This is a genomic window from Brevibacillus sp. MER 51 (assembly GCF_023714195.1).
GTDB lineage: Bacteria > Bacillota > Bacilli > Brevibacillales > Brevibacillaceae > Brevibacillus.
This window is the reverse complement of sequence record NZ_JAMAUS010000003.1, coordinates 341096-357298: the sequence shown is the minus strand read 5'-3', so window position 1 is coordinate 357298 and position 16203 is coordinate 341096. Positions and strand designations below refer to the sequence as shown.

The 16203-nt window shown below is 46.8% G+C and carries 15 protein-coding genes and 1 other annotated feature; of the genes, 7 read left to right on the top strand and 8 right to left on the bottom strand.

Annotated features, from left to right (window positions below; genetic code table 11):
• Positions 1-368: 368 nt before the first annotated feature.
• Complete coding sequence (locus M3630_RS08840) at positions 369-1658, bottom strand: Glu/Leu/Phe/Val family dehydrogenase (protein ID WP_007723992.1); 1290 nt, start codon at positions 1656-1658, stop codon at positions 369-371.
• 310 nt (positions 1659-1968) lie between these two features.
• On the opposite strand from M3630_RS08840, the gene M3630_RS08835 reads away from it, so the two are divergent.
• Positions 1969-2712, top strand: a complete 744-nt coding sequence (locus M3630_RS08835; RefSeq protein ID WP_251251854.1) for a PIG-L deacetylase family protein — start codon at positions 1969-1971, stop codon at positions 2710-2712.
• Positions 2713-2785: 73 nt separating this feature from the next.
• Here the strand turns inward: M3630_RS08835 and M3630_RS08830 are convergent, their stop codons facing one another.
• The 6 genes from M3630_RS08830 to M3630_RS08805 form a co-directional block, all read right to left on the bottom strand.
• The gene (locus tag M3630_RS08830; protein ID WP_007723994.1) at positions 2786-3385 is read right to left on the bottom strand and encodes a genetic competence negative regulator; all 600 of its coding nucleotides are present in this window, start codon (positions 3383-3385) and stop codon (positions 2786-2788) included.
• A gap of 375 nt (positions 3386-3760) precedes the next feature.
• Positions 3761-4675 (bottom strand): NAD(P)/FAD-dependent oxidoreductase, encoded by a 915-nt coding sequence (locus tag M3630_RS08825; protein ID WP_251251853.1) that lies wholly within the window; start codon positions 4673-4675, stop codon positions 3761-3763.
• A 50-nt stretch (positions 4676-4725) separates the two neighbouring features.
• Positions 4726-5403, bottom strand: a complete 678-nt coding sequence (locus M3630_RS08820; protein ID WP_251251852.1) for a LysM peptidoglycan-binding domain-containing protein — start codon at positions 5401-5403, stop codon at positions 4726-4728.
• The gene (locus tag M3630_RS08815) at positions 5400-5978 is read right to left on the bottom strand and encodes a CPBP family intramembrane glutamic endopeptidase (RefSeq protein WP_251251851.1); all 579 of its coding nucleotides are present in this window, start codon (positions 5976-5978) and stop codon (positions 5400-5402) included. The genes M3630_RS08820 and M3630_RS08815 overlap by 4 nt, the downstream gene beginning before the upstream one ends.
• 16 nt (positions 5979-5994) lie before the next feature.
• Positions 5995-7506 (bottom strand): RecQ family ATP-dependent DNA helicase, encoded by a 1512-nt coding sequence (locus M3630_RS08810; RefSeq protein WP_251251850.1) that lies wholly within the window; start codon positions 7504-7506, stop codon positions 5995-5997.
• Positions 7503-8618 (bottom strand): YpbB family protein, encoded by a 1116-nt coding sequence (locus tag M3630_RS08805; RefSeq protein WP_251251849.1) that lies wholly within the window; start codon positions 8616-8618, stop codon positions 7503-7505. The genes M3630_RS08810 and M3630_RS08805 overlap by 4 nt, the downstream gene beginning before the upstream one ends.
• A gap of 80 nt (positions 8619-8698) precedes the next feature.
• Here M3630_RS08805 and M3630_RS08800 point away from each other — a divergent pair, with 80 nt between their 5' ends.
• The 6 genes from M3630_RS08800 (at position 8699) to M3630_RS08775 (ending at position 15031) form a co-directional block, all read left to right on the top strand.
• Positions 8699-9610 (top strand): hypothetical protein, encoded by a 912-nt coding sequence (locus tag M3630_RS08800; protein WP_173609541.1) that lies wholly within the window; start codon positions 8699-8701, stop codon positions 9608-9610.
• A gap of 103 nt (positions 9611-9713) precedes the next feature.
• On the top strand, positions 9714-9920 hold the full coding sequence (locus M3630_RS08795; RefSeq protein ID WP_047068940.1) for a ferredoxin: 207 nt from the start codon (positions 9714-9716) through the stop codon (positions 9918-9920).
• Between the two features lie 369 nt (positions 9921-10289).
• Positions 10290-10538: a binding site (T-box leader), on the top strand.
• Between the two features lie 70 nt (positions 10539-10608).
• Positions 10609-11763: a pyridoxal-phosphate-dependent aminotransferase family protein gene (locus tag M3630_RS08790; RefSeq protein WP_173609542.1), complete on the top strand. Its 1155-nt coding sequence runs from the start codon at positions 10609-10611 to the stop codon at positions 11761-11763.
• A complete protein-coding gene (gene serA, locus M3630_RS08785; RefSeq protein WP_251251848.1) occupies positions 11756-13339 on the top strand; it encodes a phosphoglycerate dehydrogenase in 1584 nt (527 codons plus the stop codon). Before M3630_RS08790 ends, serA begins: the two co-directional genes overlap by 8 nt.
• A gap of 119 nt (positions 13340-13458) precedes the next feature.
• Positions 13459-14742 (top strand): ArsB/NhaD family transporter, encoded by a 1284-nt coding sequence (locus tag M3630_RS08780; protein ID WP_221867122.1) that lies wholly within the window; start codon positions 13459-13461, stop codon positions 14740-14742.
• Between the two features lie 13 nt (positions 14743-14755).
• Complete coding sequence (locus M3630_RS08775; protein WP_251251847.1) at positions 14756-15031, top strand: hypothetical protein; 276 nt, start codon at positions 14756-14758, stop codon at positions 15029-15031.
• Between the two features lie 41 nt (positions 15032-15072).
• Here M3630_RS08775 and M3630_RS08770 read toward each other — a convergent pair whose 3' ends face one another.
• Positions 15073-16203 carry an HAD family hydrolase gene (locus M3630_RS08770; protein WP_251251846.1) on the bottom strand — a complete coding sequence of 377 codons (1131 nt, stop codon included), beginning with the start codon at positions 16201-16203 and terminating at the stop codon, positions 15073-15075.

Here is a 16203-nt window from a genome sequence, read left to right as displayed (position 1 = left end):
CCTGTTTCCTCTACGTGCTTTCCATGTTTAACCGAGTTTTAAATGACTTAAAAGATTGAAGAATGTGATCAGTTACTACAGAGAAAAATATTTCCAGGCGTAGCGACTTGTGGAGTCCTACCAAGCGGAGAAGGGATTCGCGAGCAAAAGAAACGCACGTGCCTGCGCTACGAAGCGGCTACCACTTTTGCGTTTCCCCGCGAATCCCTTCGGAGCGGACAGTCTCAGCCCCCAGCAGGACGGAGCCTGGAGCCTAGCATGGAAATATTCTTCTCTCCACCACAGCCACATCACACGTCGCCAATAAAAAAGGCCCCGCCAAAAGGCGGAGCCATGTTTTCTCAATATATGGAGGGTTGTTTGAAAAATTATACCCAACCGCGGAAGCGAGAAGCCTCAGCCATCTTGCGGGCACCAACCATGTAAGCAGACAGACGCATATCAATGCGACGAGTTTGGGACATGGAGTATACATTTTCAAACGAACGAACCATTACTTTTTCCAACTTCTCTTCTACTTCTTCCTCAGACCAGTAGTAGCCTTGGTTGTTTTGTACCCACTCGAAGTAGGAAACAGTTACACCACCGGCACTTGCCAGTACGTCTGGAACCAGAAGAATTCCACGCTCAGTCAAAATCTTAGTTGCTTCCAAAGTAGTTGGGCCATTTGCCGCTTCTACTACGATTGACGCCTTGATGTTGTGAGCGTTTGCAGCTGTGATTTGGTTTTCGATCGCTGCCGGAACCAAAATGTCGCATTCCAGTTCAAGAAGCTCTTTGTTGGTAATCGTGTTGTTGAACAGTTTTGTAACTGTACCAAAGGAATCACGACGATCCAACAAGTAGTCGATATCCAAACCGTTTGGATCATGCAGCGCGCCGTATGCATCAGAGATACCTACAACTTTAGCGCCTGCATCATGCATGAATTTTGCCAAGTAACTACCAGCGTTACCAAAGCCTTGTACAACTACGCGAGCACCTTTTACATCGATGTTGCGACGCTTCGCTGCTTCACGGATGCAAATGGTTACACCTTTTGCAGTTGCTGTTTCGCGGCCATGGGAACCACCCAGCGCAATTGGTTTACCCGTAATGAAACCAGGCGAGTCAAATTCACGGATACGGCTATATTCGTCCATCATCCATGCCATGATTTGTGAGTTCGTAAAGACGTCCGGAGCTGGAATATCTTTAGTAGGGCCCACAAGCTGGCTGATTGCGCGAACGTAACCGCGGCTCAGTCTTTCCAATTCGCGGAAGGACATTTCACGCGGGTCGCAAATGATACCGCCTTTACCACCGCCATATGGCAGATCGACGATACCTGCTTTGAGGCTCATCCAGATAGAAAGTGCTTTAACTTCATCCTCAGTAACTTCCGGGTGGAAACGAATGCCCCCCTTGGTCGGACCTACTGCATCGTTGTGCTGTGCACGATAGCCCGTAAATACCTTTACTTCGCCATTATCCATGCGAACCGGAATACGTACAGTCAAAACGCGTAGCGGTTCCTTCAAGAGTTCAAACATCGATTCTTGGTAACCTAGTTTCTCCAGTGCTTCCTTGATCACCGTTTGAGTTGAATGGAGCAAGTTCAATGATTCTTGCTTTTCTTTCCCTTCGGTGCTTTCGGTTACCACGTCTTGATTACCCATTACTTACCACCTCAAAAATGTTTTCGGTCAATGCCGCCTTTAGTATACACGCTTGTATCATTTATGAGAAGCTTAAAAATGTTTTTTTTCCATTTCGAAAACGTTTTCGTGCCTTGTTTTGCATAATCATTCAATTATTTACCATCCATTTTGAAATCGCTTTTACAGACTACATTTTGTACAAATTGCTTCAAATGCACGTCCAGCCATGCTTGTATTGTCCCCAAACTTGTTTCTTTCATTACAGGATTAGTGAATTTATGCCATAATGGATAACGTAATGTGGAAGTTTATTCATGGAGGTGTTTTTATGAAAAAAAAGTCTATCTTGTTTATTTTTGCCCATCCCGATGATGAAACGTTTGCTTGTGGGATTTCCATTTCCAAATATAGTGAGACCAAAATGGCCAGCACTCATCTCTTGTGTGCAACAAAAGGGCAAGCAGGAAAAGCTGGTGACCCCCCGTTATGCACACCAGAAGAACTCCCCCGATTTCGTGAGCAAGAGCTTCGCGACGCTTGTGCCATTCTTGGGTTCGATCAAGTAGACGTCTGGGAATATCAGGATAAGTTCCTAAACACAGTGCCTGTAGATGAACTCGTTACTCGTATCCATCAGGCTGTTCATCAGATCCAACCGGAAATTGTCGTCACGTTTGCACCGCATGGCATCTCCGGACATCCTGACCATTTGGCGATTAGTCATGCAACCACCCAGGCTGTCCTTTCTTTAGGCCCAGATACGAGCGTACGAAAGCTTTATTATGCGACTCGTTCATCCGACGAAGGATTTGGTACGATGAAGCCTCCCTTTACGGATCCAATCGAGAGCATTACGACGATCATCCACGCACCTGAATATATGCAAAAAGTAGCAGATGCCTTGCGCGCACATAGGACACAGCACCTCTCAGTAGAACGCGTTTTCCCAGGTGTAACAAAAGGCGAGCACCATTCTGTTCCGCCAAACAACCATTACATCCTGGCTTGGCACAGCCTTCCGAACTATACCCTTCAAGGTAAAGAAGCTGACTTTTTTGAAGGCCTAGCATAATCTGTACAGACAGCAACAGCACCTAGTTGGTTGACTAGGTGCTGTTTTATATTCCCAGACATTTCTTTTTTGATTACGTGAAATGCCTGCATATTTCTTTTACAGCATCGTCCGCAACGATCACTTTCCCGTATTCCTCCAACACATAAATCGTTATCGGCGTCGCTTCTCCGTACTCAGAGAGGATCGCAATTAGTTTGTGATAACGCTCCTGATCCAAGTCGACTTCCTCCAGCACCAGATGATATTTCCCCTGGTAGAAGTAGGCAGCTCCGCCATTGGTCAAAAGAGCGTTAATGCGGTGGGCGGCTTCAACCATATGCTCAAAGTCCCGGAAGGCATACATGATTAAATCGCTTTCTTCCAACGTGACCTCTAGCTCGTATACATCCTCGTCTTCGAATTCTTCCTCTTTCCCGTCCTTTGAGCCCGTCTTGCCACGCGTTACGATTACGACCATTCCCTGAGCTGGCAAGGCGAACACTTCAACTGCAACAGGCCCTGATACTTCAAACCCTAATTCGTGATAAGCCTGTTCCATCATGTCGTTGAACAGTTCATGAACTTTAGGAATGTCACGCCACATGTCTTCTTTTTCTATCCCGCGCTCTGAGAGGTCGTCAAAAGTTAAAAAGATTCGTATTTTATCTTGACCAAGGCGTTCAACACGCATGACTGTCCCTCCTCGCCATCCAGTCGTACTACAAAATATGATGGTAAGCCTGTAAGAGTTCTCCACATTCTCCGGCGAATACCTGTTGGCATTCATCCATTTTTTGATGGACTGGAAAATACGGGGTAGTCCTATCATATCACATTTATTTACTGGAACAAAGCTACCATGACACCTACACAGCATTCGCTTATCGATGTCGAATCAACTCATGAAAAAAGAAACTTTGTTGTTGCCTGTCATTTCCTGCGCTTTCCCAGGAAAAGTTCCCCCTCATTGTTCTTTTTCTGTATTTATATTTGGCTCTGCTAGTTCGGGTTCCTTCTCGTTCATAAAGGTTTGTACATGAAAAAACGCCCAGAATCAGGCGTTTTTCTACGTCTCATATTCACGCAGCCGCTTTTGAATCCAAATAGCAGCCTGTGTTCCATCTCCCATGGCAATCGACACTTGTTGAGAATGCTCATTGATATCGCCAACCGCCCAGATGTTGGGATGATCCGTTTCTTTTGTTCGCGGATTCGTATGGATGTGGCCCTTTTCGAGGATTTGCACGGAAAAACCACGCAAAAGCTCTGTCAATGCATGAGCACCAGGAAAAGCAAGAAATGCTCTTTCCACAGACAACCGTTCACCCGAAGAGAGCTCGATTTCCTGCAATTGACCCGCCGTATGATGAAGGGCACATACTTTTTCTTTTCGATACATTATCCCTCGCTTGCTAAGTCCAGAGAGAGCCTGCGTATCCACCTGCACTTCTGCATGGTTAATGACTGTTAACCTGCTTGTATAGTAAATAAGTTCGTCCGCCATCGAAACAGCCTGAGGACCCGCTCCTATGATTGCCGTATCTTTCTCGACTGTTTCATAGCCGTCACAGTCGGGACACAAGAAAATCGATACCCCTACACACTCGGAAAAGCCAGGGATCGCTGGGAACGGATCACGAATGCCGGTTGCCAAAACCAGCGTTCGCGAAGTAAGCGTATGTATGCCACTTTTCGTACCTATCGAAAATAAACCGCTTGGGTCCGTAGAAAGCTGGGTTACCTCATCTGTTATCAAGGTTGCGCCGTATTTTTGTGCTTGCTCCCTGCCCGCTTGACGCAAAAAATCGCCACTAACCCCCTCCGAAAATCCGAGAATGTTTCGGTAGGCTTTGGCGATTGTTGATCGACCAGCCGGCATGTCAATGACTGCAACGCGCCGAAGGCATCTTGCAAGTTGAATCGCAGTTTGAAGCCCTGCAATCCCGCCGCCGACGATGACCGTATCATACTCCACTTGCATCCACCTGCTTATCCTTTTCCCGATAGCATTGCCAGTGAAGCACGATCTCATTACTGAACGAGGGGAACCAAAACAATTTTCCCTTCGACGAGCCCTGCTTCTGAATGAAGCCCGTTGTATGTTGCAATTCGTCTTACGTTCGAATTATTTCCGTAGTACTTTCGTGACAGCATAAACAACGTTTCACCCTTCTTCACCACATGCTTGACGACCTTTGACTTTGTTGTAGACGGTGTTGAAGCTTGCTTTCCCGGTGTAGCTACTTTAGTAGCAGAAGGACTCGCGATCTGGTTTGGCTTTTTTACTGGTGTACCAGTCGTAGTTTGGGCTGGGACTGGGCTCACTGCAGGTGTCTGTACGCTTGGGGTCGCCTTCACTACAGGCTCAACTGGTTTTGATTCGGTCGTTTTTGCTTTGGCAGGCGGGGTGTTCGCGCTTGCATTGGGATCAGGAGCAGAAGGAAGAACGACGGATGCAGGCTCCTTTTCCCCTGCCTTGCTCCCTTGCGAAGCGGTAATCGCTTTGCTAACACCCTTCACTTCAACACTACCAGTAGCTGCTGACTCGTGTGGGATATTGGCCCTGTACAACTCAAGACCAATCAACCCGAAAAAGACGAATCCAAACAAGTACAATCCAGGTTGAATCCACTTTTTAAACGAGAACGACGCTTTAGGGCGAGTATGACGGGAGCGTCGGGGTGGTAATGGATTATGCTCAAGATTCACTCTTCCTCCCCCTTTTTCTTGATCGTTTTTTGTAAATAAAAGGCTAGCATGACGTCAATAAGGATATGAGCCACAATCGAGGGCCATAGGGACTGATAGTAGGAAAACAAGACTCCCAAGATCCAGCTTGTACCAAATACACTTATGATCATGAGCGGTTTTTTCAAATAACGTACGTGGATCAGAGTAAAAATAAGACTGCTCCAAAAATTCCCGGTAAGCGTTTGAATGACTCCGCGAAATAGCCATTCCTCTCCCACCCCTACTACCATACAGACGAGAATTGTGGTAGATGGTAACATGGCGCCAAAAACTTTTTCATTGATACTGCCATCATCTTGCCATCGCTTAGGCAAGGAACGATCCATCGCAATGCTCGCGATGATAATACCTGCGGCTACAACCACGGCCCACAGGAAGGCGTTCCAGCCTGGCAAAATAAACAAGGACAGAGTAGCATCCCAGCCCAGCACTAATAAGCTACCGGCAGCAGCCACTCCCATTACGATTCCTTGTGTCAACCATAGATTCAGCCGAAGAGTGGCTTCATCCACCTCTAGCCGATCTTCCCTCACTCGATGTTTCTCTCCTTTATTTGTTCGGCAAAAGAGTATCTAACGCCTGCCGCAAATTCCATTTGATTTGTTCATTCTTTGTGATTGCATTGTCATTCGTTTGGAAATACGCTTCCGTATTTAAGCCGCATTTCTTACAGCAGTACAGATCAAACTGATGATCATTTTCTTTGAAATACGTGTTGATGCTCGCACGTAAACAGTTTTCTCCTCTGACGAAAGACACCATTTCTGCCAGCTTTTTTTGCTTAAAGCTTTTCCTTTTTTCCGTTTCCTGCCAAATGATTTGAGCCTTTGGATACGACTCTCCCGCAGCGGCAGCTTCGCATGAGGCCAGCACTCTTTCCGAATAAAAGCCAAGGAGTGCGCCCATTTCTTCGGATATGTCCATCATCGCCAAGGCCTCATTCGTCAAGGGTACTCCGGTATTGCACAACTGCTCGTATTTTTGAACTTGCACTTGTGTCGGGTACTCCTTCTCCAGCATGTGTTGGTGAATCTGCCAATCGTCCCACGAAAATAAAAGCAGCGCATAACCAGGCTTGCCATCACGGCCGATCCGCCCGATTTCTTGTGCGTATGCCTCCAAACTGGCTGGCATTTGATAATGGATGACGTAGCGAATATCTGGCTTGTCGATTCCCATACCAAATGCATTGGTTGCAATAATAACATCGAGCTCTCCTGCGAGGAATTGGGACTGGATCAGCATTCTCTCCATGCTGTTCATGCCCCCGTGGTAACCGTGTACGCGTTTTTTTCCATCGAGTTGATAAGAGGCAGCCAACACATCTACCGCTTGTCGCGTGCTGCAGTAAACGATTCCTGGACCCTGCAGACGATTCATCTGATCAAATACATAGGAGCGCCTGTCTGTTTCCTCCACAACTTCAACCAGATCATAAGCGATATTCGCCCGATTAAGGGACTGCAACACAACATCTTCCTTTTCAATGGAAAATAAGTTGCAAATCTCCTCACGAACAGATTCTGTCGCAGTCGCTGTCACAGCCAGAACAGGAGGTGCTCCCAATTGTTTCACGACTTCAGGCAATCGCAGGTAATCTGTACGAAAATCATGTCCCCATTGCGAGATACAATGCGCTTCATCAATCGCGATCAGAGACACCCTCGCCCGCTTTAACACATGTTGAACATAGGTCTGTTGAAGCTTTTCTGGAGAAATATACAACAGCTTGTAAGCACCTTCCGAGAGCCCTTTTAAGATTTCGCGGGACTCAGTCTGATCCTGCATGCTGTTCAAATAAGTAGCCGGAATTTTTTTTCGCGCTCGTAGCTGCTGCACCTGATCAATCATCAGGGAGATCAACGGGGAAACAACGACGGTCAGACCTGGCAAAAGCATTGCTGGCAGTTGATACGTCACTGATTTCCCGCCACCTGTTGCTAACAGCCCGAGAACACTTCGTCCATGCAGTAGACGTTCAATAATAGACTCCTGACCGGGGCGGAATGAGTCGTATCCAAAATGCAGCTTTAATCTGTCGTACATGAACTGTTTATTCATTTTGCCCCCCTTGTCGCTCGTGCCAGTGCCAATCGGATCTGCAAATACGATACTGTTGCCTCTAATTGATCCTTGATGAGCCGGAGTCTGCTTGTATCGAGTCGCTCACTGGTCTCCACGATCTTTTTTGCCAGCTCATTCGGCAAATACGTTGTCATATCCCATTCCGGACAGCGCAGGGCAATCTCTACCAAATGATCTTCTATTGTGCTTTCTTTCATTTGTCGTCTTTTCGCTATTTCTGTTTTGTTACAGCCAGTCTGAAGCAGTGCGTACGTTCGAGCAGCACTTTCGGTTAGGCGAGCATCAAGCTTGTGCGACTCTGTAACAAGTTTTGATAAAAGAGGATAATGATTGCTCTCTGCAAGCAGCGTCTGAATTGACGCGGCCAGTCCGTATCGAAATTGCAGCATGAGATAGCTGCGACTCGTTTGGCGAATCTCTGCTACTTGCCCCATGGTTTTCCCAACTTGTCCTGCTCCTGACAGTTGGCAAAATAAAAGCTCCTGCACACCTTCATCCAGAGGCTCCCACAATCGATATAACTCGTCAGACAATTGCTGTTTCCAAGTATTTCGCATTGCCCCATCAGCCAATTGGTTTTTTACCCAACGCTGTGCCGTCTTGTCCGAAACGACCGGAATGAAACCGAGATCACCATGATGCATTTGCGAGATCGTCTGCACCATAAGATGAAGTCTGCTCCAAAACGGTTCGATTCGCTCCGCCAAGTCGGATTGAGTAAAAGGTGCGAACCACACATCAAACCGATATTTTTGGTACGTGTGTTTGGCATGCTGCAATCCACTATCAGAAAAGGTAAAGGTCGGCTTCCCGTTCGTTCCAACTGCATCAACAGGTAAAATCCAGCCCGCCTGAAATAAAGTTGAAACTATTTTCTCCCAATCCTCTCTTGGAAAACGAGAAAACATCCGATAATACGGATAAAGGGTATACAAATGCACATCTTGCAGTGTCTGATTGGCTTTTCTGCCACGCAGTATGTAGTAGGCTGATTGCAGCGTTCGTTCATTGGCCAGAGGTAACATGGCATTCAAGGCGACCGCACATAAAAGGTCCTGCTCCTCTGCCGCACTGTTCCGACTGTTCATTGGTACTCCTTACATCATTCTATATTTTTCACAGCTCAAAGTAAGCGAAGTAAACTGCATCATTGTATTTGGAGGATAGTATGACAAAACGATTGAAAAGAACTGAATTTATGATGGCGTACATGATCATCATAACACTTGCATGCACGGTTGGTGGATTTTTTTTCGGGGCCCATTATATGAAGACACAACTGGAGTCGGAACAAGCCGCCGTACTCGAAGCTGAGAAAAAGGAAGCCGAAAAAGAAAAACTGCTACGTGAGCAAAAGCTGTACAACGAACAGGACTTTATCCGATTTTATTATGCCGTTTATGCACCGCTGCTTGAATTGAAGCAAGCACATTTTGATACGATGGATAAATGGAATCAAATGAACGAAAGTGAACGGACCGAAGGCTTGAAGCAGCTCAGTAAAATAGCTGACCAGACGAGGAAAGAGCTGGAGAAAAACGTTCCCTTGCCGACGTCACCCATGCTGAGACAAGCTCATGCCACCTTTACGAACAGTGTACGGGCGTATTTGGATAGTATGGAGCAGATTCGTTCCGATCAAAATAAGGCTACGCCTGCTTCCATTGGAGCTAGCCTGACACTTTTCCAAAATAACTGGCTAACTGCACAGGAAATGGTTTATCACTCCATCGCGTCATGGGAATCGGCTTATGTGGTGAAGCAAGCTATGCCGAAGCAATTGCCTGGAACCGTTAACACCGCACAGTGGAAGCAATATCCGTTCCATTACCGCACCTATCTTGCAGCTGTTGCTATGTCAGCAAGCACTCAATGGAGCAGCTATAATCCGGAGGACCTGACTGCAAGACTTGATTTGCTCATCGCATCTAACGAAGTTCAGGCACTGGGAATCAAGGATTTAGCCGCTGCCGTGAAAATTTTGAACGCAACAGATGCAGTATCTGCGGGAGATTTTAAACGCTTGAATACACAGCTCTACTCCGTGCTGAAGGCACCTGAAATCCCTCTTTATAAGTAGTCGTACATTTTTAGACTGATTCAATCTTGAAATCTTGTCACCAAGAGCATACAATGGTCTATGATAGTGGACGTACCACTTCGGTATGGGAGGTGAAACCACGATGACTACATGGGTAGATAAAGATACTTGTATTGCTTGCGGTGCTTGTGGCGCCACGGCTCCTGACGTCTTTGATTACGACGATGAGGGCCTTGCGTTCAACAAGTTGGATGACAACTCTAACAGTGTTGAAATCCCGGATATCCTGCATGACGATGTTCGTGATGCTGCTGAAGGATGCCCGACCGACTCTATTAAAGTGGAATAGTATTCCATCTACTAATGGAAGAGACCTCTTACGTACTTCGGTATGTAAGAGGTTTTTCATTATGCCCTTCTTTCCTTTGCTGAACGATTGATCGGCAATTTCCCGTTCTTTCTTTTAAGATTTTTCGGTAAGATAAAAGTAGCAGCAAAAACCGAACATTAAAATGCGTTTTTTCCATTTTTTGTGATGTCAATATCTTAATGTTCGTGTTTTGGTCGTTTTTGATATGTATCAAGCGTAAAACTGAGTATTATTCACGAACGATAACCAATTTAAAATAAATAATGTTCATTTTTTCTCGTTTTTATTCTTGACGGTGTTATTTTGACGTGATATTGTAAGTACAAATCTTACGAAACACCTTATAAAACAACGGCGTTGACGAAGAAACGCTGTGATCGAGAAATCCCCAGAGAGCCGATGGTTGCTGCGAATCGGCGGTTTCTCCCACGGTTAAGCACTTCTGAGCTGCTGCGTTGAAAGGAGGGTTCACCTTCCCAGTAGACGCAAACGGTAGATCCGTTATCTCTTTTAGGTCATGTACCTACCAAGGCTCTTTTTTGAGAAAAAAGGAGCGAATGAGGGTGGCACCGCGAAGCAAAGCCTCTCGTCCCTCACTGTTCTGTAATAGGAGCAGTGTGAGAACGGGAGGTTTTTTTGATATGCACATATTTAGGAGGAGAGAACCATGTTCGCAGACAAAATGATCTTGAGAATCCCTGGCCCTACCCCTATCCCACCACGTGTCCAAACGGCGATGAGCCAACCGATGATTGGACACCGCAGCGGCAAATTTTCTGCCCTTTTTGCCCGTACTGCTGAAAGACTGAAGCCTTACTTTGGCACCAAGCAGGATGTATACATCTTGGCAGGTAGCGGAACGAGCGCACTGGAGATGGGCGTCGTAAATACGCTTCAACCAGGCGATGAAGCTGCCGTCCTCGTCAGTGGTGCATTTGGTGAGCGCTTTGCAAAAATTTGCGAGCGTTACGGTATCATCGCCCATCGCGTGGAAGTTCCTTGGGGCAAAGCTGTTACACCTGATTTGGTTGAAACATTCTTGCAAAAAAAGCCACAGGTAAAAGCCGTTTTCGCAACCTACTGTGAAACATCCACTGGGGTTGAAAATCCGATTGCTGACTTGGCGAAAACCATTCGCACACATTCGGACGCCCTCTTCATTGTGGATGCAGTAAGCAACCTCGGTGCAGTTCCATGCGAAATGGACGCGTGGGGTGTCGATATCGTGGTAACCGGCTCGCAAAAAGCTTTCATGCTGCCAACAGGTCTTGCTTTCCTCGCTGCGAGTGAACGTGCATGGCAAGTGATTGAGCAAAACAAATCGCTCGCCTTCTATTTGGACTTAAAAGCATACCGTAAGAGCTTGGCAGAGCAAACAACTCCGTATACGCCTGCTGTATCCCTCATTTTCGGTCTCGCCGAGGTATTGGATATGTTGGAGGAAGAAGGCTTGCCAGCTATCGTAAAGCGCCATGAACTGATGAGAGACATGACTCGTGCAGCGATGAGGGCATTAAACATAAAACTGATGGCCGAAGATCAGTACGCATCGACGACCGTTACTTCTTGTGATCCTGCTGGTGTCTTTCATGCAGAAGCTCTCCGCAAAATGTTAACGCAGCAATTCAACATTACGATTGCTGGCGGTCAGCAGCACCTGAAAGGCAAGATCTTCCGTATCGGGCACATGGGTTATTGCGAGCCATTGGATGTTCTGCAAGTTATCTCTGCCATCGAATTGTCGCTTCACCAAATCGGTGCTCCAGTTGAGCTGGGTGCTGGTGTAAAAGCTGCTCAGGAGGTGCTCATTGCACATGTATAAAGTACTCATTACCGATCCACTTAGCGAATTTGGAATTCAACAGCTCTTGGACGCTTCTGATGTAGAAGTTGTTCGTCAAACAAACCTCTCCCCTGCCGAACTGATCAGTGTGATTGGCGACTACGATGCACTCCTCGTACGCAGCCAAACCCAAGTAACAGCAGAAGTCCTCGCTGCCGGCAAAAAGCTGAAGGCAGTCGGTCGCGCGGGTGTCGGTGTCGATAATATTGATATCAACGCTGCCACCCAAGCAGGTATTCCAGTTATCAACGCTCCAGACGGCAACACCATCTCTACTGCAGAGCATTCGTTTGCCATGCTGATGGCTGTCGCTCGTAACATCCCTCAAGCTCACAAGAAGCTGGTAGACGGTACATGGGATCGCAAAAGCTTCCAAGGGGTTGAGTTGAATAACAAAGTATTGGGAGTCATCGGTATGGGGCGTATCGGTTCTGAGGTTGCGAAGCGTGCGAAAGCATTTGGCATGACCGTTATGGGCTTCGATCCTTTCATGACCGAGGAACGTGCGGAAAAGATGGGTGTAACCAACGCAACTGTGGATGAAATTTGCCGCAAAGCAGATTTCATTACCGTCCATACTCCGCTGACGAAAGAAACCCGCCACATCATCAGCACGCGTGAATTCGCGAAAATGAAAGATGGCGTTCGCTTGATCAACTGCGCTCGCGGAGGAATCATTGACGAGAAGGCTCTCTACGAGGCGATTACTGCAGGAAAAGTTGCTGGGGCAGCTCTGGACGTTTTCGAAGAAGAACCACCTGTAGACAACCCTCTTGTAGGTCTGCCACAAGTGGTAACGACTCCACATCTGGGAGCTTCGACCATTGAAGCACAGGAAAACGTGGCTGTAGACGTATCGGAAGAAATCCTGAAGGTTCTTCGTGACGAGCCATTCAAAAACGCCGTGAATTTGCCTTCGATCCCTGCACATGTGATGGAAAAAGTCCAACCGTACTTCACGTTGGGTGAAAAGCTGGGCCATTTCCTTGCCCAAGTGACAGTAGGTTCCATTTCGGAGATTTCGATTAAATATAGCGGTGAATTGACAGATGTAGACACATCCCCGCTGACTCGCACAGTCCTCAAAGGAGTACTGTCCTTCCGTCTAGGCGAAGAAGTCAACTATGTCAACGCCCCGATTCTCGCAAAAGTGCGCGACATCACCGTAACGGAGCAAAAGGCAGCGCAAAACAAAGGCTTTACGAACTTACTGACCGTTAGCTTGAAAACGACGCAAGAGACACGAACAGTGGCTGGAACGCGACTTAATGGTTACGGTGCGCGTATTGTGAAAATTGACGACTTTGCGATTGACGTAGCGCCTGAGGGCTACCTGCTCTACATTCACCACAATGACCGTCCAGGTGTGATCGGACGTGTCGGCTCCATCTTGGGTGAAAACAGCGTGAACATCGCAACGATGCAGGTAGGACGCCGTGATATCGGTGGAGACGCGATCATGATGCTCTCTGTCGACAAACCATTGACGCCAGAGCTTCTCGATACGATGGGCGAGCTGGCGGAAGTGAAAAGCGTTACACAAATCGAGCTGTAAGGTTATCCCTTTCACCTGAGAATAGACCTGGCCATACGCCGGGTCTTTTTCTTTACCCTGATTTTGGTTAGAGCTATAATGGGACAAGATAATTCTGCACACCAAGGAAGGAGCTTCTTATGACGAATCAGGCATTATTCGCTATTGGTATCTTTTTAGTTACCTATGCATTTATTATTAGCGAAAAGTTACATCGAACCATCGTCGCCATGTCTGGCGGAATTCTCATGGTCTTGTTCGGGATCATTACACAGGAACAAGCGATTCACCATATCGACTTTAACACGCTTGGCTTACTTATTGGGATGATGATCTTGGTTGCCATTACGGCGCAGACCGGCGTATTCAAGTATGTGGCTATCCGTGCGGCAAAGGTCGCAAAAGGCAAACCGATTCGCATCCTCGTCTACCTGAGCTTGATCACGGCCATTGCCTCCGCCTTTTTGGACAACGTTACTACTGTACTTCTCATCGTACCTGTGACGTTTAGCATCGCCCGCCAGCTCGAGCTTAATCCGATTCCTTTTTTAATCAGTGAAATCATCGCCTCCAATGCCGGAGGAACAGCTACGTTGATCGGTGACCCACCGAATATCATGATTGGCAGTTCAGTACCGGAGCTTGATTTTATGAAGTTTCTCGTGAATTTGAGCCCCGTTATCATCGTGATTATGGCTGTAACTGTTGTTTGTTTGGTCCTGATTTACCGCAAGCAGTTAGTAACATCACCTGAGTTGAGTGCAAAAATCATGCAGTTAAATGAGCGTGATGAGATTACCGACAGCCGTTTATTGAAAAAGTCTTTGACGGTGATGGGTTTGACCATTATTGGTTTCATGCTTCATGGTGCCCTTCATTTGGAGTCGGCAACGATCGCTTTAACTGGAGCATTTCTTTTGCTCCTCCTTACCGGAGAGCATTATTTAGAAGACGCGATCAGCAAAGTCGAGTGGAATACGATTTTCTTCTTCATCGGTCTGTTTGTTCTCGTCTCTGGTTTAGTGGAAACAGGCGTGATCAAAAAGCTCGCAACGGAAGCAATGAATCTCACCGGTGGAGATTCACTCAAGACCTCCCTGTTAATTCTCTGGTTGAGCGCCATCGCCTCTGCCTTTGTTGACAATATCCCGTTCGTTGCCACCATGATTCCAATGATCAAGGAAATGGGAGCCCTCGGGATCACCAATTTGGAGCCGCTTTGGTGGAGTCTTGCACTCGGAGCGTGTTTAGGTGGGAACGGTACTTTGATTGGAGCTAGTGCCAATGTGATTGTTGCTGGCTTGGCTGCAAAGGAAGGACATCATATCGGCTTTTTCAGCTTTATGAAGGTCGCCTTCCCGTTAATGATCCTGTCTATCTTGATTGCCCATGTCTATGTTTACTTGCGCTATTTTATTTGGTGAGGAGGAATCCCTAATGTTCCATTACACCTTTAATGAAGAAGAAATTGAGATCAAGGAACAAATTTCACAACAAGATGCTACCTACCACATTGTCGTTAAATCCGAGTCCATGCGAGGTCGTGTCAAAGAGGTACGGCGTTATTTTGAGGGGAACAAAGACTACACGGATGTCCTGTTTTTTTCACGAGAGGATGGATCTTTCGAAGTAATCGTACGTCTCAACATGATCGAATCCTTTTTGATCCACGCCTTTCGCTTCAAATGTCTGCAATCGATTAGTTGGGAATAAAAGAAACTCCGCCGTTTCTACATACGGCGGAGTTTTTTTATCTACAGAATGGAAAGGATATCGCGGACATCGTCGAGAATAAAATCTGCTTTTTCCTCTTCAAACTTGCTGCGAGCGTCTTGACCAGACAGTCCAGTCAACGTCGCTGCAAACTTGCAACCGATTGAGCGAGCCGCTAGGAAATCTGCGAGTGAATCGCCGACGATCAGCACCTCATCCCCATTTTCGATTGGCAATGCAAAATGGACAGCATCGCTAATCGGTGTATCGAGTCCAAGCAACCCTTTGACATAGGAATAAGGGTGTGGCTTGGACATCGGCGCAAAGCTAGGAAACGCTTCTTCCGCATCGAGTACGTGAGAGGCAGTTACGACGCGGTTCGGGTCGAACCATTCCAGTATGTTCATTTCACTGAGAGGAACATGAGTTTCGATGGTAGGGCGCCCTGTTCCAATCCCCAGTGTGTAGCCTTTTTCTTTCAACGTACGGAACAACTCGACCATTTCAACAGGTGGTACAATGGGAATCTCGTCTGACAAGAATCCTTTCTTACCTGGCTGCATGGTTTCACGCCCAATCGATGCTGCCACACGCTCATCACCGAGATACCATTCTTGAAACGTCTTTTGAATCAACTGCCATAGATCACTATTGCGTGAGAACATTTCTGTTGCAATACCGCAACGCTCTTTTGCAATTTGATTCAAGTAGAGCAGCATTTCTGCTTTTTGTGCAGAACCTTTGGCAAAATCAGCGGTGAACGCTGCGTAGTCTACTTGGAAATCAGGAGCATAAGTGGCAGCCCACTCTTTCACTTTTGCCAATTGCGGTCGATCAATTTGTTCGACAAGAAGGCTTGTTGCTTCTGGAACTTGCGTTTTAACCGCTTCAATCAAACGAATCAACTGATAGGAAAACGCGAGGAAAACCATGTCCCAGTTGGAGTTGATTCCACGTGACTTGATAAAGTTCAGCACTTCATCATGAGCGAAAACTTGCTCGCGCACTCGTCTGATTTGTGCTTCTTCCGGAGAAGGTGTGAATTCCTCGCCTGGAAGCCCTACATACTGCGGGCTGTACAAAAATTCCCATACGGTCAATGCAGAAGCATCAAAGTAACGCTCTTCACTCAACATAACCCCATCAACATCAAATAAGATCGTTTTGATCAT

Excerpts from the sequence above, each read along its gene's own strand:
- M3630_RS08790 (WP_173609542.1), top strand. The coding sequence starts at position 10,609 with ATGTTCGCAGACAAAATGATCTTGAGAATCCCTGGCCCTACCCCTATC.
- M3630_RS08775 (WP_251251847.1), top strand. The coding sequence starts at position 14,756 with ATGTTCCATTACACCTTTAATGAAGAAGAAATTGAGATCAAGGAACAA.
- M3630_RS08830 (WP_007723994.1), bottom strand. The coding sequence starts at position 3,385 with ATGCGTGTTGAACGCCTTGGTCAAGATAAAATACGAATCTTTTTAACT.
- serA (WP_251251848.1), top strand. The coding sequence starts at position 11,756 with ATGTATAAAGTACTCATTACCGATCCACTTAGCGAATTTGGAATTCAA.
- M3630_RS08780 (WP_221867122.1), top strand. The coding sequence starts at position 13,459 with ATGACGAATCAGGCATTATTCGCTATTGGTATCTTTTTAGTTACCTAT.
- M3630_RS08810 (WP_251251850.1), bottom strand. The coding sequence starts at position 7,506 with ATGAATAAACAGTTCATGTACGACAGATTAAAGCTGCATTTTGGATAC.
- M3630_RS08800 (WP_173609541.1), top strand. The coding sequence starts at position 8,699 with ATGACAAAACGATTGAAAAGAACTGAATTTATGATGGCGTACATGATC.
- M3630_RS08840 (WP_007723992.1), bottom strand. The coding sequence starts at position 1,658 with ATGGGTAATCAAGACGTGGTAACCGAAAGCACCGAAGGGAAAGAAAAG.
- M3630_RS08825 (WP_251251853.1), bottom strand. The coding sequence starts at position 4,675 with ATGCAAGTGGAGTATGATACGGTCATCGTCGGCGGCGGGATTGCAGGG.
- M3630_RS08795 (WP_047068940.1), top strand. The coding sequence starts at position 9,714 with ATGACTACATGGGTAGATAAAGATACTTGTATTGCTTGCGGTGCTTGT.
- M3630_RS08835 (WP_251251854.1), top strand. The coding sequence starts at position 1,969 with ATGAAAAAAAAGTCTATCTTGTTTATTTTTGCCCATCCCGATGATGAA.
- M3630_RS08770 (WP_251251846.1), bottom strand. The coding sequence starts at position 16,203 with ATGATCAAAACGATCTTATTTGATGTTGATGGGGTTATGTTGAGTGAA.
- M3630_RS08805 (WP_251251849.1), bottom strand. The coding sequence starts at position 8,618 with ATGAACAGTCGGAACAGTGCGGCAGAGGAGCAGGACCTTTTATGTGCG.